General features: G+C 55.7%; 14 protein-coding genes and 3 pseudogenes. 5 read left to right on the top strand and 12 right to left on the bottom strand.

Going from position 1 to position 19,612, the window contains the following annotated elements; all coding sequences use genetic code 11:
- Window positions 1–84 precede the first annotated feature (84 nt).
- Together istA and istB are read left to right on the top strand one after the other, a co-directional pair.
- A pseudogene (istA, locus tag JZY08_RS20285) lies at window positions 85–1,644 on the top strand (IS21 family transposase).
- Complete coding sequence (istB, locus tag JZY08_RS20280; RefSeq protein WP_246669768.1) at window positions 1,586–2,491, top strand: IS21-like element helper ATPase IstB; 906 nt, start codon at window positions 1,586–1,588, stop codon at window positions 2,489–2,491. The pseudogene istA and the gene istB overlap by 59 nt, the downstream one beginning before the upstream one ends.
- Window positions 2,492–2,623: 132 nt before the next feature.
- On the opposite strand, the gene JZY08_RS20275 is transcribed toward istB, so the two are convergent.
- Entirely contained in the window at window positions 2,624–3,790 is a 1,167-nt protein-coding gene (locus JZY08_RS20275; RefSeq protein WP_072495381.1) for an IS110 family transposase, read from the bottom strand.
- Between the two features lie 245 nt (window positions 3,791–4,035).
- Between JZY08_RS20275 and JZY08_RS20270 the strand changes: the two genes are divergently transcribed.
- The gene (locus JZY08_RS20270; RefSeq protein WP_253204159.1) at window positions 4,036–5,307 is read left to right on the top strand and encodes a recombinase family protein; all 1,272 of its coding nucleotides are present in this window, start codon (window positions 4,036–4,038) and stop codon (window positions 5,305–5,307) included.
- Window positions 5,308–5,417: 110 nt separating this feature from the next.
- Window positions 5,418–5,756, top strand: a complete 339-nt coding sequence (locus tag JZY08_RS20265; RefSeq protein WP_216333395.1) for a hypothetical protein — start codon at window positions 5,418–5,420, stop codon at window positions 5,754–5,756.
- A 97-nt stretch (window positions 5,757–5,853) separates the two neighbouring features.
- Here JZY08_RS20265 and JZY08_RS20260 read toward each other — a convergent pair whose 3' ends face one another.
- The 8 genes from JZY08_RS20260 to JZY08_RS20225 are packed head-to-tail and all read right to left on the bottom strand — an operon-like array spanning window position 5,854 to window position 15,616.
- Window positions 5,854–6,519, bottom strand: coding sequence for a hypothetical protein (locus tag JZY08_RS20260; RefSeq protein WP_216333393.1), 666 nt, complete (start codon window positions 6,517–6,519; stop codon window positions 5,854–5,856).
- Window positions 6,516–7,220 (bottom strand): serine protease, encoded by a 705-nt coding sequence (locus JZY08_RS20255; RefSeq protein WP_216333391.1) that lies wholly within the window; start codon window positions 7,218–7,220, stop codon window positions 6,516–6,518. Before JZY08_RS20255 ends, JZY08_RS20260 begins: the two co-directional genes overlap by 4 nt.
- 14 nt (window positions 7,221–7,234) lie before the next feature.
- Window positions 7,235–7,672, bottom strand: a complete 438-nt coding sequence (locus JZY08_RS20250) for an RT0821/Lpp0805 family surface protein (RefSeq protein WP_216333389.1) — start codon at window positions 7,670–7,672, stop codon at window positions 7,235–7,237.
- 25 nt (window positions 7,673–7,697) lie between these two features.
- Window positions 7,698–11,378 carry a tubulin-like doman-containing protein gene (locus tag JZY08_RS20245; protein ID WP_216333387.1) on the bottom strand — a complete coding sequence of 1,227 codons (3,681 nt, stop codon included), beginning with the start codon at window positions 11,376–11,378 and terminating at the stop codon, window positions 7,698–7,700.
- Between the two features lie 19 nt (window positions 11,379–11,397).
- The gene (locus JZY08_RS20240; RefSeq protein ID WP_216333385.1) at window positions 11,398–11,871 is read right to left on the bottom strand and encodes a hypothetical protein; all 474 of its coding nucleotides are present in this window, start codon (window positions 11,869–11,871) and stop codon (window positions 11,398–11,400) included.
- A gap of 46 nt (window positions 11,872–11,917) precedes the next feature.
- Window positions 11,918–13,408: a hypothetical protein gene (locus JZY08_RS20235; RefSeq protein WP_216333383.1), complete on the bottom strand. Its 1,491-nt coding sequence runs from the start codon at window positions 13,406–13,408 to the stop codon at window positions 11,918–11,920.
- Window positions 13,405–14,811 carry a hypothetical protein gene (locus JZY08_RS20230; protein ID WP_216333381.1) on the bottom strand — a complete coding sequence of 469 codons (1,407 nt, stop codon included), beginning with the start codon at window positions 14,809–14,811 and terminating at the stop codon, window positions 13,405–13,407. The genes JZY08_RS20235 and JZY08_RS20230 overlap by 4 nt, the downstream gene beginning before the upstream one ends.
- Entirely contained in the window at window positions 14,804–15,616 is an 813-nt protein-coding gene (locus JZY08_RS20225; protein ID WP_216333379.1) for a hypothetical protein, read from the bottom strand. The genes JZY08_RS20230 and JZY08_RS20225 overlap by 8 nt, the downstream gene beginning before the upstream one ends.
- Before the next feature lie 149 nt (window positions 15,617–15,765).
- On the opposite strand from JZY08_RS20225, the pseudogene JZY08_RS20220 reads away from it, so the two are divergent.
- A pseudogene (locus JZY08_RS20220) lies at window positions 15,766–15,911 on the top strand (transposase); the annotation flags it as partial.
- Between the two features lie 59 nt (window positions 15,912–15,970).
- Here the strand turns inward: JZY08_RS20220 and JZY08_RS20215 are convergent.
- The 3 genes and pseudogenes from JZY08_RS20215 to JZY08_RS20205 all read right to left on the bottom strand — a co-directional run bounded on the left by JZY08_RS20215 (window position 15,971) and on the right by JZY08_RS20205 (window position 19,611).
- Window positions 15,971–16,354, bottom strand: a complete 384-nt coding sequence (locus JZY08_RS20215; RefSeq protein ID WP_216333377.1) for a hypothetical protein — start codon at window positions 16,352–16,354, stop codon at window positions 15,971–15,973.
- A gap of 2 nt (window positions 16,355–16,356) precedes the next feature.
- Complete coding sequence (locus tag JZY08_RS20210) at window positions 16,357–17,574, bottom strand: GIY-YIG nuclease family protein (RefSeq protein WP_216333376.1); 1,218 nt, start codon at window positions 17,572–17,574, stop codon at window positions 16,357–16,359.
- A pseudogene (locus JZY08_RS20205) lies at window positions 17,567–19,611 on the bottom strand (pseudomurein-binding repeat-containing protein). Before JZY08_RS20205 ends, JZY08_RS20210 begins: the two are co-directional and overlap by 8 nt.
- Window position 19,612 lies beyond the last annotated feature (1 nt).

Genomic DNA, 19,612 nt, shown 5'->3' with positions numbered 1-19,612 from the left:
ATGGGGTGATCGGCGTCCAAACGGGACCCCCATCTGCGATGGGGTTACAACAGCCTCCGGTTTCATCGGAGGCTTTTTGTTTGGATGCTTATTGTGGAAACAATTCTGAAGATACGGCGGCTAGCCCATGTTCAGGGCAAGTCGATCAAGGCGATCTGCCGGGAGTTGGGTATATCGCGGAAAGTGGTGCGGAAGGTTCTGCGCACCGATGAGACGGAGTTCAAATACGAACGGACCCGTCAACCTCAGCCGAAGCTCGGCCCCTGGCGCGATCAGCTCGATAGAATGCTGCTCGCCAATGAGGCCAAATCCTCTCGCGAACGGCTGACACTGATCCGGATATTCGAGGACTTGCGCGACCTCGGCTACGAGGGCGGTTACGACACAGTCCGGCGTTACGCCCGAACCTGGGCGAAGGAGCGCGGGTCCGTGACGGCGCAAGCCTATGTGCCGCTCTATTACGCGCCGGGCGAGGCCTACCAGTTCGACTGGAGCCACGAGATTGTCGTGCTGAACGGCGTGACGACGACGGTGAAGGTTGCGCATATCCGGCTCTGCCACAGCCGGATGATGTATGTGAGAGCCTATCCGCGCGAGACGCAAGAGATGGTCTTCGACGCCCATGACAGGGCGTTCGCTTTCTTCGGCGGGGCCTGCACGCGCGGCATCTATGATAATATGAAGACCGCGGTGGAGACGGTCTTCGTCGGCAAGGAACGGCAATACAATCGCCGCTTCCTACAGATGTGCAGCCATTACCTGATCGAACCGGTGGCCTGCACGCCGGCGTCGGGGTGGGAGAAAGGCCAGGTCGAGAACCAGGTCAATCTGGTGCGCGAACGCTTCTTCACGCCGCGACTGCGCTTCAAATCCTACGATGAACTGAATGGCTGGTTGCTGGACAAGTGCATCAGTTACGCCCGCGCTCATAAGCACGTCGATCAGACGGAGCGCACGATCTGGGAGGTGTTCGATGCGGAGCGGCCGCACCTGGTCGGCTATCCCGGCAAATTCGACGGCTTCCACGCTGTGCAGGCCTCGATCGGCAAGACCTGCCTCGTGCGTTTCGACAACAACAAATACTCGGTACTGTCTACGGCAGTCGGCCGCCCTGCCGAGATACATGCCTATGCAGATCGCATCGTCATCCGGCAGGATGGCGTGGAAATCGGCCAACACGATCGCTGCTTCGGCCGTGGCGAGACGATCTATAATCCCTGGCATTACGTGCCGGTCCTGACCCGCAAACCGGGAGCACTGCGCAACGGTGCGCCGTTCCACGACTGGGTTTTGCCCGCCGCCATGGAGAAGGTGCGCCGCCGGCTGAAGGCAATGCATGACGGCGACCGGCAGATGGTGTCGATCCTCGAATGCGTGGGCCTGGACGGGCTCCCCGCCGTCGAAGCGGCCTGCCAGGAGGCGATCGATCAGGGCGTGTTCTCGGCCGCCGTCATCATCAACATTCTGGCCCGCAAGCGTGATCCGCAGCCGGCCGCCATCCTTTCCATCCCCGATGCGCTTCGCCTGACCCATGAGCCTCTGGCCGACTGCGCCCGTTACGACAGCCTGAGGAGGGCAAGCTGATATGGAACGATCCCAAATCCTCGACATGATGGGCACGCTGAAGCTGTTCGGCATGCGTAGCGCCTATGACGAGATCATGGCCTCCGGCATCAAGCGACAGCACGAACCGCCGCGCATCGTCGGTGACCTGCTTCAGTCGGAGATCGCCGAGAAGCAAGCGCGCTCCATCAAATACCAAATCACCGTCGCCAAACTGCCGCTGGCCAAGGACATCGACGACTTCGACTTCACCGACACGCCGGTCAACGAAGGCCTGGTGCGCCAACTCGCAACCGGGGCCTTCCTCGCCGAGCAGCACAATATCGTTCTGGTCGGCGGAACCGGCACGGGGAAGTCCCACCTGTCCATCGCGCTCGCACGCGCCCTAATCCGCAACGGCGCACGCGGACGCTTCTTCAACGTCGTCGACCTCGTCAATCGGCTCGAAACGGAGGCACGCAGCGGAAAGCAGGGGCGGCTGGCCGACTTCATCACCAGACTCGACTTCGTCATCATGGACGAACTGGGCTATCTCCCATTTGCTCAGGCCGGCGGCCAGCTCCTCTTCCATCTCATCAGCAGGCTCTATGAGCGGACATCGATCATCGTCACGACGAACCTGGCCTTCGGCGAGTGGCCAGCCGTATTCGGCGATGCCAAAATGACCGCCGCTCTGCTCGACAGGCTCACCCACCATTGCGAGATCGTGGAAACCGGGAACGAATCCTGGCGCTTTAAAAACCGCTCTCAAAGCTCACATGAGGATTTCGTCGTCAAGATCAATCATCGTTTCATAGCGTGCCCCTTCGATTTCGTATCGAACCCATGGTCTGAGCCACCTTGCTTGACGCGGCACGTTTCCTTCACCGGTTCAAACTCACATACGGTCGCCGTTTTGTCCGGCAGCACCATTATCCCGCTTGCGTAGCGGCAAGGCTCAGGAGAACGGGACCAATCTAAAGCGCGGCATTTGAAGCCCGACTTCGAGGCGGTTCGCTCACCTGGATCCGCCAGGAGTGATCAGTCCTGGAAGATTGTGTGTTCGGCAATTTTTTGGTTGTCAGGCGGTCTTCATGACAGCCCCCTCGATGAGAACACCCGCAGTGACAAATTTCCACAGTGCGATAAGGAGTTTGCGCGCCAAGGCAACTATCGCGGCTTTCTTTAAGCGTCCACCATTCGACTGAACCCGATCCACAAACCAACGGCTGAGCGCTGATGCTGGCTGATTGCGTAGCCACAGCCACGATAGTTGGATCATCGTAGTGCGCAGCCGAGGGTTCCCTGCCTTTGAGACACCCTGCTCGTGGTCGATGGTCCCGCTCATCCATGGGGTTGGTGTCAAACCGGCATAGGCGGCAATCTGCCGCCTATTATCAAAATGCCGGGACAGGGCTTCGGTCCAAAGAACGGCGGCAAATTCAGCGCCAACACCCTTCAAGGACAGCAGCATCGCTGCGGGCGAGGTTGCCTCAACCGCTGGCTGGTCCTCCATCGATAGAAGAGAATTACGCTCGCTCTCCACTGCAGCGATCTGCTCTAGCAGCAACTCGAGACGGTCGAGTTCCCGATTGATTTGAGCCTTCAAGTGTTTCGGTAACTCACGCCCATCTCCAGTCTGAAGCTCCTCCAGCCGCTGACGGCGATCTTTACGGAGCGGCTGATAGCCGCTGACGCCTTGAGTAAAGAGTAGCCCCTTCACGCGATTGACATGCCTGACCCGCTCAGCAATCAAAACTTTGCGTTCCCGGCAAATCCGACGCCGATCTTCGTCACTCGGATCTGGCGCTCTGACCATCGCACATACGCGTGGCTCGCCGCGCTTGAACGCGAGCAATGTGCGCGTCAGAGCCTCTCCATCGATCTTGTCGGTCTTAGCACGCCGACGTCGACGGGAAGTCGCGATCGAAGCTGCGTCGACGACGTAACTCTCGATGCCGTGAGCCTCCAGCACGCGGTGTATCCAGAAGCCGTCCAATCCTGCCTCCTGGATCGTTACGATGGGAAATAATTTCCCTGTTCTCAATCGCGCCTTCTGCTGTAGCTGCTCAAATCGTTCCAGCAACTCGGCTACATTGCCACCGGCCACTACATGCTTCGACATCTTCTCGCCGCTGCCTGGCGACAACGAAGTGATCAACCAGGTCGATCGGCTCAGTTCCAATGACACAAAAATTGCGCCAAGATCGATGCGGACAGCGGTCGGTTGAATGGATGCAGGTTCCATAAACTGCTCCTCCTGAGCGAGTGTTTAGATGCAACCTCACTCTGCCAGAGCGGCGGCCGCTGTTCACTCCTCATGGGATCTAAAGCCGAAAAGACAAACAACCCGCGCCCGCAGGCCCCTGCGCTAAATGGAGAGCTCCGGGCCTACGCGCGCTGACCCGATGCAACCAGAGGCAGGGGTCCCTTTTGGGAGCCGATAAGGGGTCCCGTTACGACGCCGATTGACATGTCGGGCTCAAGGGCACGATGAACGCGCTGTTCCTGAAGGATCTGGCCGACAAGACCCGGCGCGGACAACGCGGCCGGGTCGAGGCGGGCAAGTCGGGCGGCGGCAATTCCTACGGCTATGACGTGGTGAAGAAGCTGGACGCTAACGGCGAACCGATCCGCGGCGATCGCACGATCAACGAAGCACAAGCCGAGGTCGTGCGCCGCATCTTCCGCGACTATGCCGCCGGCAAGTCCGCCAAGACCATCGCCTTTGCCCTGAACAGGGACGGCATCGCAGCTCCTTCCGGCGGCGATTGGGGTTTCAGCACCATCAATGGCAATCCGAAGCGTGGCAACGGCATCCTCAACAACGAGATGTATGTCGGCAAGATCGTCTGGAACCGCCAGCGTTTCGTCAAAGACCCCGATACCGGCAAGCGACAAGCCCGCCCCAACCCGGAATCGGAATGGGTCATTCAGGAAGCGCCGGAACTTCGCATCCTCGACGACGATCTCTGGAACGCCGTGAAGGCGAGGCAGGGCGAGAACCGCACCGAGCGCAACGAAAGCGGCGTCGCCGACGTCCGAACGATGAACTATCGCCGCCGGCCCAAATATCTGTTTTCGGGCCTGACCAAATGCGCTTGCTGCGGCGGGGGCTATTCCGCGATCTCGGCCACCCTAATCGGCTGCTCGACGGCCCGCAACAAGGGTACCTGCTCCAACCGGGTGAACATCCGCCGAGACGAGCTGGAGACGCGCGTGCTGAACGCGCTGCGCACCAAGCTCGTCGATCCCGTCATGTTTGCCCGCTTCTGCGAGGTGTTCACGCAGGAGATGAACCGCCTGCGCATGGAAGGCCGCGCCGGCATCGCCTCGGCCGAGGCTGAGATCGAAAAGACCGACCGTGAACTGGCGAAGCTGTTGACCGCCATTAAGGCTGGCGGGCCGATCGAGGCCATAGTGGAGGATATGAAACAGCTGGAAGCTCGGAAAGCAGAGCTGAAGGCGTTTCTGGCCGAAGCCGAGGAGCCACCTCCTCTTTTGCATCCCTCGATGGCGGTGCAATACCGCAAGCGGGTCCAGCAGCTCTACGAAGCCTTGCAGCACGAGGAAGAAGAGAAGCGGGTCGAGGCGGCCGACATTCTGCGCTCGCTCGTGGACCTGATCGTGCTGACGCCGGTGGATGGTAAGGTTGAGATCGACGTTCAGGGCGATCTCGCTGGAATCCTTATGATTTCCGCACAAACGAAAAACCCCGCCTTGGGGGCGGGGTCGTCGCAAGTAAAGATGGTTGCGGGGGCCTGAATGCAGCGAGACTTGTAATTCATCGTACTTTTTCAGATCCGACTATAAACATGGCTTGCACCTATTTTTTTGTCGGATAGATTGTCACTCTATCTAAAATGGGGACAAAAATGGCGACGGCAGTTCAATTACAGCATCCGCAATCAGGAGTAAGCAAAACAGGCCTCTATGGATTTAGCTGGACCAGTTTTTTCTTTGGAGGGTTTCCCGCGCTCCTTCGAGGGGACGTCGGCATCGGTCTTGGTATGTTGGTCGTCGGTTTCATTGCAGGCTTATTGGGCGTCGGATTTGGGTGGTTTATCGTGAATCTGATTTGGGCGTTCATCTACAACAAGATCTATACGAATAAACTCCTCGAATCCGGCTACAAATTGGCAGATACACCGGAACGAAATCAGGCGGCGCGGCTGGCACTGGGAGCGGGCGAACAAGCAGTTCTGAACAGGTGATCAAACGGATAGCGGGTCAGTGTCCAATGAACCGCTATCGGCTTGATTTTTGCGGATGTCTTGCGAGACCCTTCCCCCCTTTTAGGGGGCACACACTTTAATTCAAGCGCCCACACGCAACGTAACTTTCGCTTGCAGCACGACAAGTGGATGATCTTCCCAAATTCGCCACGGCACGCCGAAGGTTTCGCAGGTCATCCTCGTTGACCTGGTAGGATGACGGTTGTGGCAGTTTGGCGTCGCGGCGGAATTCCGCCAATGCGGACATCACGCCATATGTGGCAGTGCTTTTGCCGGATGGCAGATAATCGAGTTGACGGAGATAATCCTTTGTTTCCGAAAGCGTCTGGGCGGGAATGATGGAACGCTGCTCTGAAAGAGCTAGTGGCCGGACCGGAGCCCATGGGCCGCTTGAAGGATCGCTGTTCGGTGTCACGATGCAACTGCGGCCTGAATAGATCATTGTATCGAGGCCGCTATCCAACTCTATTGTCAAACTGTAATCGCGGCAGAAATCGATGCAGCGATCGCAAATCTCGCCTGTAGCACGCGAGATCATAGGCCGCGGCACAACGGTTGCGGCCACGGAGCCCGAGACTGTCTCGCGAACAGCAACATTGGATCGTCCACCCTTCAGCGTACGGTCCACAAACGCCGCTACTCGCTGCCTGTCTGCTTCCATCACGAATTCCTGCGAGGCTGCGGAGTACGGCGCACCGAAACACAAGATAGTGAAGTAGATCAGAGCGAAACAGTGTTTCATCGATTGCACCTTATCTTCACCACTGCGGCTTCCACAGAACCTGAACTCCATTGGCGGGAATATCGCAGGATGCGGTTCGAGAATGCCGAAACAGACGAAGCCACGGTCCCCACTCCATTCGCGCTGAACCGACCTGTCAATATCGCAACCACAGAGCCGTTCTCGTCAACCACAGGCCCGCCTGACATACCTGCCGGCACGTTGCTACTGAGTGCGACCATACCCTTAACAGATGTTCTAAGTCGTTTGGTTCGATATACATTCGGAGCGCCGGCAGCGTCCGCCGCTGCCGTATACCCCATGATCTTCAAGTGGCTGGATGCACCGCTATCGGCGAAACCAAGAAAGTTACGGGAGTTTGCGCCATCCACCAACAGAACAGCGGCATCACGGTTTCTATCGAGGCTGCCAAGCCTGACTGTAGTCAATTCGTCAACATACGGATTTTCGACCAGGAAAGACCTGCACCCCGCGATAACATGGCCGCTAGTCAGAACCGCTGACGGTGAAATGAAAGCTCCGGAACCGACCGCTATACTCCCTTCGGGAAGTTTTTCCCTTTCCGAGCGCCGGTAGACGTCTTCAAATATGCTGTCTGCCTTCGCGTTGGTGGGCAAAAATATCGTGCAAGACAGCACGAACATCAGCAAAATACGGCCGCCGGAAAAACTCCGGCGGTCTATAACATTTTTGGTCCTCAAAGCTTGCATCCTGATCAGGAGCAGACTGTCGATTCAGCGCTGATCGGCTCGCCATTCTTGACATAGCTCTCACGAATGACGCGGCAATTCTGTCCGTTCTGCACTACAGCTCGCAACGGCGTAATTGTGCCGCTATTGCCAGTCTGCGGATTACGCCAACTTACGCGCTTCGATTGCGAACGTGCCTGACGTAGCGCCGCTTCGCGACGCTCGCGGTCGCGTGCATCGATCTGCGCACCTATGCCACCACCAATAAGAGCGCCAACACCTGCCAGTGCGACGCAGGCTCCAGCTTTACCACCGGCAGCGGCACAACCCAAACCGCCGACCATAGCGCCAAGACCAGCACCGATTGCCGTGTTCTGGCCTACAGCGCCGCTCTGGCAGGACGCAAGCGTAACCGCGATCATCGTGCAGAACGCTGACGTGCGAAAAAATTTCCCAAATTTCATTTCTCTCTCCAGATCTAGGATTTGTTCAAACCGGTGGTGGTGGTGGTGGTGGTGGTGCGGCAACTTTTGGCAAAAGCGCCGAAAGAGCAACGACATCATTGACGCTGAGCCAGGTCTGGCTGCCTTCCGGGCATACCTTCATGTCAGCTCGCAGTTGTCCCAATTGCGCGAGCATCTGGAATGCCGGAATATCGTGTGGGCCGACAACCTGACCATCCTGACTGTATAACCAGAAACGCTGTGCAGGCGTGGCCGGGCTGCCAGGAGCCGACGCAAATGGTGCCGGGGGGGGCGAGGCAAAATGAACAGGTGCGGCCGCAGCAACCGTCGATATCTGCTCAGGCTCCCCGCTGATAATCCTCAGGAGCTCAGCGTCCGAAAAGCTCGGCCAGTTGATTGCTCGCTTGTCGGTTGCGCGCAGTTCGACCGGATCCTCAAGATCGCGACCGACCTCGCTGTCATCCACATCGTCCAAAGTACCGGTGAGGATATTCGTCCATTGATGGATAGCTTCGATCAAGCGATCCTTAGCGTCGGCGATGGACAACCCTGCCGGAAGGTTACCCCCAATTCGCTGGGCATGTGTAGTAAAGATATGCTCCAGTTCTCGGCATGTGTGATATCCAATACCGCCTTTTCTGACGAGCGCTCCTCGCTCCTGCTGCTGATAGGGCTTAGGCGTATAAACTCTCCGGCTGTACCATTGCGCCAGAGCTGCCAACGCCACATATTGAACGAAGGACAGCTTGTCTTCCGTCCGCTTGATCTGTTCGGACAGCATCGCGCGTTGGCTCGGTTGAAAGCCGCGCCTTCTCAGATATTTTTCGTCGCCGATACGGTCCCAATGGTGTCGTGTCGCCTCGATCTCATAAACCTTACGAGTGGCATTGAACCTCAGCGCACCGACAATGATCCCCTGAAGGAAGAGTTTGATGCGCTCGCGCAACTCCTCCAATTCAGCATTGCTAGGCACTATCGGATCGGGGAAACGCAGGTCATCTCGATGGTTGTGCAGCGGCAGGCCATCGGGCTTGCCCTGCTCTCGCTGATATGAAGGCCGCCATTCCGACTTGATGGACGCAATGGCATCAAGCGGAAGACCTGAAATTTCGCAATAGCAGACGATTTGCCCGGGGACACCGGACTCCTCATAGGAAAGAGAAGAGAGCCCAGATTGGCCCGGTAGACGGGAGCGCAGCATCTCGTCATACTCGGAGCGGAACGACTTGGCGCCATCCACCGCGATGAACATCTTGTAGTTTTCGTTGTCCGGTTTGAAGCCTTTGCTGAAATCCGTGTAGATCCAGGGCATGGCGCGAACAACGAGCAGCTCCATCAAGCGCTGCTGCTCTCCGACGGGTAACTGTCGAAGTGCGTCTGTGACCGAGGGGATACGCTGGCGATAGCTACCCAAGCGGCGGCTTGTTACGCCGCGTAGCAAGCCCAGTATTTCCAGACGTCCTTCCTCGTTATCGAGTTGTGCGAAAATCTCCTTCGATCCGCCAATGCTGGCGAAAGCCTCACGAGCCCACGCCAGATGAATCTCAGCATCTTCCTGCGGCAGGTCGACGCCCTTGTCCTTGATGACGAAGAACGTTCCACCATCACCCCTCAGCAATGCATCCTGAAGTCTCGCCGTATCGGCGTCGATGATTGACAGCAGGGATCTGACGCGCTTTCTGCCACCTTGGAATTCGCCGATGAGACCATTCCAAAGTGGTTCTCCGCGCTGATCGAGCCCCTGAGCCGTACCGAGGAACTGAGCAGTACGCTGAAGGAAGGCGATTGCTTCCTTGCAGGCGATGGCGCGAAGACGGGCTTGTAGCGAAGCAACAAGATCATCACGAACCTGATTGATATATTTTTCGCTTGCCTTGCGTCCACCGCCTGAAAGGAAACCACCCTGCGCCGCTTGGCCCAGGCGGTCGATAGAGGCGGACAATTGTTCCGCGTTGAGGCGATTCGCACGCTTTGCATAGGCCTCTTCAGCTTCTGCAAGACGGGCAATGATGCCGCTGCCGGAGTCGTCGAGACGGGACTGGATCTTGGTGATCAGGTCAATCGTGTATTCCAGTCCGCCGCGTTCCTGATCATCGAGAATACGATAGAAATCACCGCGAAGGCTACCTTCGTCGCTGCTCCGGCTAAGAAGCATGGCTTCGAAACGTTCACGCGACTGCGCGATTTCCGTTCCTTTTGGACCATATGTCGTGCCGGCACCAACCCGGCCATCGATATCCCTCTGCCGCATCTCAACGACACGGCGCACTTCGCCTTCCCAGGCCTTATGGTCCGGAATTCGCGCCTGAATGCCAGCAATATCCTGCTCGATTTCAGTAGCCAGCGTCACCGCAATAGAACTTTTATCCTCACGGAGAAGCAAATATTCAATCAACGCGTAGTCTGTAATGGGGTCCTGTTGAAAGCGACCGCGTTCGTCATATTCATCGCTGAAAGCTTTAGCCGTCAACCGAAGCCGTTCCTGCATGAAAGCGTCACGTTCTTCCGTCGTAGCAATCTTCGTTTGGCTGTCGAGCGCCATGCCAAAGAAGGCACGCACCATCGCGGAATTGTTTCGCGAAAGATGTTCCTCGACCTGCATGCTGGCCTTGGAGATCAGCGTCGTCTGGCCTATCGCGGAATAACCGCGCGAATAAAAGAGACCGTCCTTCAGCCATTCGGGAAGATTGGGAATATACCGGCCGAGCTTATGGCGCTGCTGATTAACCGCAACGGAACGCTTGCGACGCGCGAAATCGCTTGATCCAAAATCCTCAAAGAGGATGTCGGCTACCATGTCGAATATGTCTTCCTTCTGACCGGTCTGTTGACCGGCGATGTTCTGCCGGTCGAATAAGAAGACGTCGCTGTAAGGCGAACGGACGTCCGGCTCGGGCTTGTCGTATTCCGTCCAGCGAGATGTGTAAGGCGGATTGCGGCTGCCTAGCATCGCAAACTCGAGTTCGGAAAGTGCCGCGTAGGTGTTTGCAAAGACACGCTCCTTATTCGCATCGCGATATCCACCCGGCAGCATAAGAAATAAATCGACCTGATCCGCGCGAGGAGCGCGCATGGAACGCAGAGCATAACCTGCGTCGATGAACGAGCCTGACCCGGTTCCACCGGCGGAAGAGCCGACAACAACGATACGTAGACGCTCACTGGTCGTAAGCCCCAGATTCAGCAATCTCGATTCATTCGTCACATTCTGCATAACGCGATCAGATTGTGTTCGCACCATATTCATGAAATTCGAGTACTCGTCAAAGAACAGCAGGCGGGAAATGCTTCGCACCTGTCCTGCGCCCTTTTCGGTATCGATCTTGTCGAGGTCGCCTTGAGGCAACCATTCGCGAATGATCGGAAAATTCTCGATCTCGGCCATATAATGGCCGGTATCGACCTTTTTCTGGATCGTTTCCCCTTTGGAAAAGGCGACTCGTGAAGCGAGGATATCAGTTGTTGCGGCCCGCCCACTCTCGCGTGCTTCGGCTGTATCCGTGTCGAAATAGACAAACCTCGCCGGGGGGAATTCGTCGAGGCTCATGATACTTTTGCCGTTCCAGTTGTGCTGGAGAATACGGCGGCGCAACCTGAGAAGAACCTCCATACCCGTGCCGCCGAGAGCGACAAACACTGTTGGCATAACGTCTTGCAGAACGTCTGCGCCCTGCTGAACCGAATCGCTCACTTTATTATCTGCCATGATCAGCATCCTTTCGCGTCTAGCGGCGTGTCTTCAGCGCCTGACTGCGCATGGCCAGAAAAATGATAAGCAAAACCAAACAAATAATGCCACCTGGACCTACTATAAGAAGTTGAGCCCAAAAACTGCCAACATAAGCGACGATCAGAAATAGCGCCGTGTATGCTAGCCAAGTAAAGAACATCCAACCCGCTCCTGAGGCTGCCCCAGGCGCTGCAAGACGCGTCTGTAGACCGCGCGTTACTGCCATCTTGGCGAAGAAGAACGGGATAAGGAGAACGAGGAAGACTGCCGTTGCAATCGCAATTTCGGTGGATGAGACCGGTTTCCCAAGATTGAACCCGACGTTTGTGTTCGGCACAGAAGTGCCGGACTGAGTTTGTGGCGGTGCTTCTGCCGGTTTCGGCGATGTCTCCGGCTGGTTCGGCGCACTGGTTTTTGGAGCCGGAATCTTGAAGTCTGACTGGGCGAGCATGATAGATTGGCTGGACATTGATTGCTTTCAAAAAGACGGACGTTTCAATAGGACAGATTTCACATCAACTGATGCTTGCAACGGAAGGGGCGCCAAATATCCGGCCTCGTACAAGGTGACGGCTGCCGTCAGGCCCGGACACTTCCAACTGTTGGCCGGGCTTAAGAAACAACTTGTGCGAAGTTCCACCCGCCTGCACAACATGCATGCGGGCCTTAAAAAGAAGGATCGGCAGGGCGACCAAAGCCGCGATGAGGAGCGCTATGGCAAAGCCTCCGACATAAAGCGGCCATGCGGGGAAGCGAATGATCAAACGGACAGGCACCCGCGTGATGCTTGTGTCAACTGAGCGGAAATCGAAAAAAATCGAAGGAAGCTGTTGCTCGAGGAAAGTGCGCTGCCCTTCCCCCATCATGTCGCCGCCGAATACGGCCGATGCCTTCTGCACGAACCTGTCGTCGAGATCGAAAGACAGCTTCTCAAGCGTTATATCGAGATAACCGTCAACCATAGCTTCGGTCTGAAGAAGACCTGCTACTCCCGGCTCTTTTGTGACTGGTGGAATAGCGAGGGTCAAACTGAGGGGGTCAGACGTGGCGCCCGTCGCGAGATCACGGATGGCGGGCACAGCGCCAGCCGTCACGTTCTGGGTCGCATCATAACCATTCCAGCTCGTTCGTACTTCGGCGGAAACGATCTTCTTGGGATAAGCCACGTTGCGGACGCGAGCGACAAATGCGGCATTTGTCTGCCTTCCACCTTCCAACCCATCGATAACGACGACTCCGTTTTGCATCGATATGGCTGCACCGTCCGCGAAGGCCTGCGGGTTGAGTTCGAGATCGAGCGTCTGCGGCTCAAGCGGTTTCAGGAAAACCGGAGGATCAGCAAATAGCGCCCGCAAAGGGGTATCGCGCGCCGTAATGACGTCAAGCGCCTGCGCTGCACTTTCACCATAGGCAATGCCATAGACGATGAAACCCTTCTCGGAAAAATTTGGACCACTCACCGACATCCGCAGAGGAAACGCGACAATTCGGGTGATGAAATCGGAACCTCTCAGCAACTCATAGAAGCCACGGGTATTGGCAGCGATGTTTTGGTCGTTATTCGGTGAATTCTTGTTGTTGCTCAGCATCCAGATGATGCCTTCGTCTCCCTTGAGCAGATCGCTGATCGTAACGCTGAGTGCTCCAAGAAAATCGGCATCAGCATAACGCCCGTTGGGCCGGCGCGGCAAATCGATCTTCGCTACACCATTTCGCACGAGTTCTTCCGAATAAGCGCCTGCATAGACAACGTCAGGAGAGGTTCGGTTTGGGATTTGTCCGTTCTGATTGAATGACGCAAGCGTAATATCCACACCCTCGAGCTGTGTCGCCGAAATCAGGCTTTCCGCAAGCGCCACGAATTGCGATGCGGGATCGAGATAGTAGGGCTCCATCCAACCCGAGTTCTGCACCAGATATACCTGACGAACTGTTTGGCTTTGAGCATTCGAGCATGACAAGGTCAAAACCAGAAGAGAAAACGATGCTAGAATCTTTGTAATCATTGCTCGAGCCTGTAAAAGTCATTCGTCAAGCTGCTCCCCACAATGAGTGCGTTCTCTTCGAGCAGCAGCATAATGTCGAAACGAGAGCGGAGGCGAAGCGATATCTGCAGCGGATACAACTGAGACCCGCTATGCCAATAAAGTCGACTATTGAACCAGCTCTCCCCCGATTTAGAGAAAAGGGCATCAATCTCATGGACGCCGTCGACCAGCAGCACAAGTGCGCTTTCTGTTGCCCCTTTAGCATTGGTGGTGAATGCCAGCGGCAACAGGATCTTGCCCGTGCCAGCTTCAATCTGGAAGGTCACAACCTCGTCGCTCCATAGGGAGGGATAAAAGTCTCGTCCGATGTAGCGCCCTCGCCCCGCAGCAACGTGTGGACCGCTCAAGATGACCGTTCTGCTGTTCGGCGATAGGCTCACATAGCAATAATGCTCGGCAGTTCGGGCGAGTGCATAGATTGTGTCCTGCTCATCTCTTAAAGGTGGAACACCGGCCACTGTCTTCACTGTCGCAGGAAAGGCATATGTCTCAGCTCGACGCGTACCAAGTTCCGAGGTTAGCGTCAGATAGCCGTTTGAGCCGATCCAGAAGACGTCCGGTGTATAAGAGCTACCATGCGATGCCGTCGGGAAACCGTCACCCCAATCGATCGACTGGCCCTTGGCCACGATTTCATCCAACCATCTCCGCGCCTCCGTGTCGTACATAGCGACACTCAACTGACCATCGCGTTGGACTGGAAAGGCTATGACGCCATTCTCGATAAGCGAAGGCGGCGCGCAAAAACTTCCGCCAGCCAGACGCAGCGTTTGCTTTGATATCTCAGGAAACCCATCCACAAATTCGCAGACAAGCGCTGTACTCGACAGAACCGTAGCAAATCCGCTATGGAAACTGACGACCCCGAAGGACACCGGGTTTCCGGTTGGCTTGGCCAGTCGCTCTGCAAAAATCCATTGATCATCACCGGCACTGAAGTAGAGATCACCAGCAGCCGTAATACAAAAATGATGCACCGGATCACCGGCAGCAAACAGGCACTGCACACCGGTGGGCACATTCATCAATCGCGTCTTTTTATCCGTATCATAGCGCGAATTTGGCGGCAGTACCGAAAAGCCCGAAGTCGATAGCATTGGAAAATTCGTTGCCGAAATTCTCGTGTTTACCCTAGTGAGGCGACTCCCATCCTCAGGATCAAATACAAACTCCGGCGGAAAGGCGCGGCCCGACGCAGAAATGGGCATATTGAAAAGGCGTAAACGAGGATCAGAGGCTGCACTTACCTTCTGTCCACATCGCACTTCGACTGGCCTACTGTTTTCAAATAGCCATTCAACGGCCTGGCCTTCCTCAAGCGAGGAAGGGAAAACCCAAATATCCTGCTCAGGATTATCCATTATTCATCCCCAAGAGCGCCGAGCGAGTGATTTTCACGTCTGTATTTCCGTCTACCGCCCGCAACTCGATAAAACTTGCTGTTCCAAAGTTGATTTCAGGACTAGAGCTTGCGGCGACGAGATAAAGCTCGCCATTCACCCGAATCCTGAATGGCCTCTTTGCCCAAAGCGCGATCAACGGCCTATCTGGATCGGCTGCAATGTTAAATTTTCGCCATTCGCCAGAGAGGCTCACCGTTGTTAATTGGTCCTCGATCTTTGCAATGTCTCGAGGAGACTTTGCCGTTGGCGCTACAGGTTTCATCTGAGGCGCAGCCTCATCAACTGGGCTTCTGTTGCTAGACACAAAAATGACAGCACCCGCGACCAGGATGAGCGCAGCCAGTAAAGCCACCAGCTTTACCTTGTTGCCGACGCGCTGGCTGGCATTTTTTTCAGGGAGCTTATCGCCTGATTGAGGCTGGCCAGCATCACCAAGACCGTCGGCATTTTCCAAATTCACTGCAGCAACGGCATCGCCATCTATTGTTGGCTTGTCAGCTCTGACAGGCTCCAATTGAAGCGGAACATCACCCAGACCATCATCGAATTTACGTGGATTTGGCTGAGAAGTAAAAACCTTAAGTGAATCGGTATGATTTATTGACGAAACACAATTTTCTGCTTCCAAATTGCCTTCAAAAGGCTGCGAAAGCTCCTGATTTTTCACCCCACAAAATGGGCAAAAAAATACTCTCGCGCGAATATCTTTACCGCACGACAAACAGCCAATCTTATATGATTGTGTACTTGCCCCTTCGACCAAACCGCTCGCCCTTTACAACCCCTAATGCATATAACTCCAAGTCTGTTATTTTTAAAAGAGAAAAAACGAAAGTGAATTTGTAATCGCCCCGGCAAATAACGGGCTTCAAAAGTAGAATTTTATCGTGCTTTATGATCGAGGAGATTTTAATGAAGACGAGCAGATTCAGCGAACCGCAAATCCTTGCCATCCTGCGCCAGACAGAAGGCGGCGTCCCCGTGACTGATTTGTGCAGAGAGCACGGGATGAGCACCGCGTCGTTTTACAAACCGCAGCCAAATACGGCTGCATGGATGCGTTGAACCGGCCCCATATAGTGAGTGAGGCCCAACCTGATGCTGCGGGAATATTTCATCATCCCGTGTGGGTGCCAGATCGCAAATTCATCACGTGGATTTCTAATCTGCCTGTCAGAGAAATGAGATCCTCACGGATAGTAGACCGTGAATTTCTGCTCGGCGCGATACAGCTTTGCACCGATGACGCAGAAAGGTTTTCGTCGAAATTCACGGTAAGGAGCGGCACGCGGTGCTTCTGTGCCCACCTGACAATCGTGCGATGGTGCTCGGCGGGCTTCCAGCCACGCATCAGCTCACAAAAATCAGATTGCAGGGCACTGCGATCATCCTTTGGTCGAGTAAGATCGAGCAAGTCCCGGTTAATACCATTCCCAACAAGTAACTCAGGCCTGACACCAGCCGACAGAATTTTTGTGAACTCTTTGGAATGATCGACCATTTTCAATTCGCCGCGTGATCGCCTCGAAGTGACAAGCGAGCTCCCTGCGGGTGGTAGGTATAGTTGCTTATGCTGCCATCCTTGATCCTCTCCACGACCTCATCCACCACGAACAGCGGCACCAAAAACCATTCTCTCGGCACAACGGGATTGCCGAAACGATCCTTGATCTTGATTTCCAGTTTTGCAGGCTCGAACACCCGATGGATCAGGTTTTCGAGTTTCGCCCGGTTGATGTTGTAAAGCTCGTAGGTCGCAACAATTTCCACGTCCGCCAGCAAGAAGGTGGCATCGAGCTTGGCATTGGCAATGCGCTTTTCGACGCTGCCGCTGGTCACTCCGATTTTGTGCACGATGTCGCGGTTCTTGGCCACGAGAGGATGGTTCGATTTGCTGCGCAGAACATAGATCGTTCCGCTGGCGGTATCATCCTCATCGGTTTCATCGGCAAAAAGCGGCCCGGCGCTTGGCTCGGTGATACGGCGGCCCGCCTCGTCTTTATAAAGGGCGCGCTGAAGTGATCGCAGCAGCAGATTGCTTTCCGTCCCGTTGGAATAGATCACACGCAAACGGGCGTCTGTCTCGCCATTCGGAGCCTTGATCGGTTCGCCGACTTCCGCGACATAGGCAGTCTGCCCGCCCAGAATGAAAAACTGGCCTGCCGTGATTTCGGCTTTCAGGAAACCTGCGTCCTTCACGAATTTCCGTGTCGTACGGACGCCGCTTTTCAGATCGGTCTGGACCTGATCGAACAGTGGCTTCAAATTCTCGAAATCCTCGCAGCGCTCGCGGTTGGCAATCTCTTCGGCGGCCCGTTTTTCTGCCGTTGAGCGAACGTGTTTCAGTGTGGTGATCTCTGGCGCTTCCGCTTCGATGCCGAGCTCGGCCAGAAGCGCGTCATCGTCCATTTCCTCAATATCGGGCTGAGCGGCAGCGATCTCATCGCCAAGAAAGCCCTGATGATCGAGCGGTTCGACCAGCGCGCGGCACTCTTCCAGCGAACGGATACGATCCAGCCGAACGGCATAAAGCCGCTCGAGAATGTCGCGGTCTTCGCCATGGAGCGGTGCGCGGCCATGCTCTTCGACAAAGCGCTGAATTTCCTCAAAGCCTGCAATAATCCGCTCTTCGCGCGGGGTGCGGCTGCCAGCCTTCTTGGTTTCGACCTCAACCCCTAATTCAGCAAGCAGAGCATCATCTTCATCGGTGAAATCAGCCATTTGCGGCCTCCGCTTTCATGCGCGCGAGGAAAGCCACACCTTCCGCCATTTTCTTTTCCCAGGCATCGGAAGCGGTGATGGACGGCAAACGTCCGCGCTCCTGCTTGAATTTAACGGCCCGGCGCGCCAGATCGCGGGCCTCTTCGGGTGTCAACTTGACGTTCTTGCCGGAGATGACGGCAGCGACCTGCTTGAGGCTCTCCTCGTTCATCGTCTTGGCAAGGATTGCATATGCTTCCCCGAACGGATTGATGCGGTCGATCAGGTCAATATCGAGTTCTCGCACATCCATGGCGATCTTCCGTATACCGTCAAGCAAGGCTGTATTGCCGGATTTAGGAGCTTCCCCGTCTGGATTCAGTGCGGCCTTAGCCTGTTGGGTCAGGTTCAGCGCTGCAATGGCATGCTGGCGCACAGCCTCCTGATCCTCGTCGTCCAATTCCGGATATTTATCCTTGATGATCTTGCCAAGGCGGACCTGGGTCAGCTCTTCCGGCACCAATTCCTCATCGAACAGGCCCCGTTCAATGGACCTCTTGTCCTGAACGAAAGCTGTAATGACCTCGTTCAGGTCTTCCTGGCAAATGCGCTGCGCCTCTTTGTTTTCGGCTCGGCAAGCCCCTTGATCTCGATCTGGAATTCACCGCTCTCTTCGTTGAAACCGACATTGCATTTGTTCGGATCATAACCGCCTTCGCCATAGTCGAAGCCGGGCGTTGGCTCGTTTTCGGGGCGCTTGGGCGTGAAATTGAAACGGGGCGCGAGCACCTGTTCCATGAGCAAGCTCGCTGCAATCGCTTTCAGCGTATCGTTGATCGCTTCCGTTACGGCCTCCTCGGATGCATCCGGTTCGGCGATGAGATTGGTAAAACGCGCGCGGGTTTTGCCAGGGGCATCACGTGTCGCGCGGCCAATGATCTGAACAACCTCCGTCAGGCTGGAGCGATAGCCAACGGTGAGGGCATGCTCGCACCAAATCCAGTCAAAGCCTTCTTTGGCCATGCCAAGGGCGATGATGATGTCCACATAGTCGCGGTTCGTCTTCATTTCGGGCGAACGGAGGCTTGCCTGGATTGTCGCCTGATGATCGGGATCGACCAGATCGGCGATTTTCAGGATACGACCATCGGGACGTTTCACCAGTTGAAAGCCAGTTGCTGGATCAGAGCCCTGCCAGCTACCCAGCTCTTCAATGATGTGCTCCACTTCCCTGATCTTGTCCTTGGTGCTCTCGCGCGAATTGACAGACGGGATATGAATGATGGTTTTTTCATCCGGGTCGAGCACTTTCAAAATGTCGTCCGAATAGGCTCCGGCGTAGAAGAAGTAGCCGATGTCGAGTGACTTCAGATATTTATAGCCGTTGAGCTGCTGATAGTAGGTGTAGGTAACGGGCTCGAACTTGGTTTCGTCCTCGGGCATCAGCACCGGTTCGGCGTCCCCACGGAAGTATGAGCCGGTCATGGCAACGATATGCGTCTTCCCGCGCCCGATGAGCTGACCAAGATGCGAACCAAGCTTGTTATCCGGATTGGCGGAAACGTGGTGAAACTCATCCACCGCGATCAGCCTGTCATCGAAAACCTCGATGCCGAATTTATCGACAGCAAAGCGGAAAGTCGCGTGGGTGCAGACCAGAACCTTGTCGTCGCTTTCCAGAAATGCCTTCACGGAATTGACTTTGCCGCCATCGCCGCCCGGCGCATTGCAAAGGTTCCATTTTGGCGAGACATGCCAATCCCAATAGAAGCCGTGCTTCGACAGCGGCTCATCGGCAAAGCTGCAGCCGATGGACTTTTCCGGCACCACGACAATCGCCTGTTTGCAGCCCTGATTGTTGAGCTTGTCCAGCGCAACAAACATCAGCGCCCGGCTCTTGCCCGAAGCGGGAGGCGATTTGATCAGCAAATATTGCTCGCCCCGCTTCTCGTATACCGCCTCCTGCATAGGCCGCATGCCAAGCTCGTTCGCCTTGGTAGAACTGCCATTTTGGGCATAAGTGACGGAAACGGATGGGACGTGTTTTTCGCTGGTCATG

Origin of the sequence: Rhizobium sp. X9 (assembly GCF_018873185.1) — a bacterium.
Lineage (GTDB): Bacteria > Pseudomonadota > Alphaproteobacteria > Rhizobiales > Rhizobiaceae > Agrobacterium > Agrobacterium oryzihabitans.
This window is presented reverse-complemented; position numbering and strand designations above follow the sequence as displayed.

Excerpts from the sequence above, each read along its gene's own strand:
- JZY08_RS20275 (WP_072495381.1), bottom strand. The coding sequence starts at position 3,790 with ATGGAACCTGCATCCATTCAACCGACCGCTGTCCGCATCGATCTTGGC.
- JZY08_RS20240 (WP_216333385.1), bottom strand. The coding sequence starts at position 11,871 with ATGTCCAGCCAATCTATCATGCTCGCCCAGTCAGACTTCAAGATTCCG.
- JZY08_RS20265 (WP_216333395.1), top strand. The coding sequence starts at position 5,418 with ATGGCGACGGCAGTTCAATTACAGCATCCGCAATCAGGAGTAAGCAAA.
- JZY08_RS20270 (WP_253204159.1), top strand. The coding sequence starts at position 4,036 with ATGAACGCGCTGTTCCTGAAGGATCTGGCCGACAAGACCCGGCGCGGA.
- JZY08_RS20210 (WP_216333376.1), bottom strand. The coding sequence starts at position 17,574 with ATGGCTGATTTCACCGATGAAGATGATGCTCTGCTTGCTGAATTAGGG.
- istB (WP_246669768.1), top strand. The coding sequence starts at position 1,586 with ATGGAACGATCCCAAATCCTCGACATGATGGGCACGCTGAAGCTGTTC.
- JZY08_RS20230 (WP_216333381.1), bottom strand. The coding sequence starts at position 14,811 with ATGGATAATCCTGAGCAGGATATTTGGGTTTTCCCTTCCTCGCTTGAG.
- JZY08_RS20245 (WP_216333387.1), bottom strand. The coding sequence starts at position 11,378 with ATGGCAGATAATAAAGTGAGCGATTCGGTTCAGCAGGGCGCAGACGTT.
- JZY08_RS20250 (WP_216333389.1), bottom strand. The coding sequence starts at position 7,672 with ATGAAATTTGGGAAATTTTTTCGCACGTCAGCGTTCTGCACGATGATC.
- JZY08_RS20260 (WP_216333393.1), bottom strand. The coding sequence starts at position 6,519 with ATGAAACACTGTTTCGCTCTGATCTACTTCACTATCTTGTGTTTCGGT.
- JZY08_RS20235 (WP_216333383.1), bottom strand. The coding sequence starts at position 13,408 with ATGATTACAAAGATTCTAGCATCGTTTTCTCTTCTGGTTTTGACCTTG.
- JZY08_RS20215 (WP_216333377.1), bottom strand. The coding sequence starts at position 16,354 with ATGGTCGATCATTCCAAAGAGTTCACAAAAATTCTGTCGGCTGGTGTC.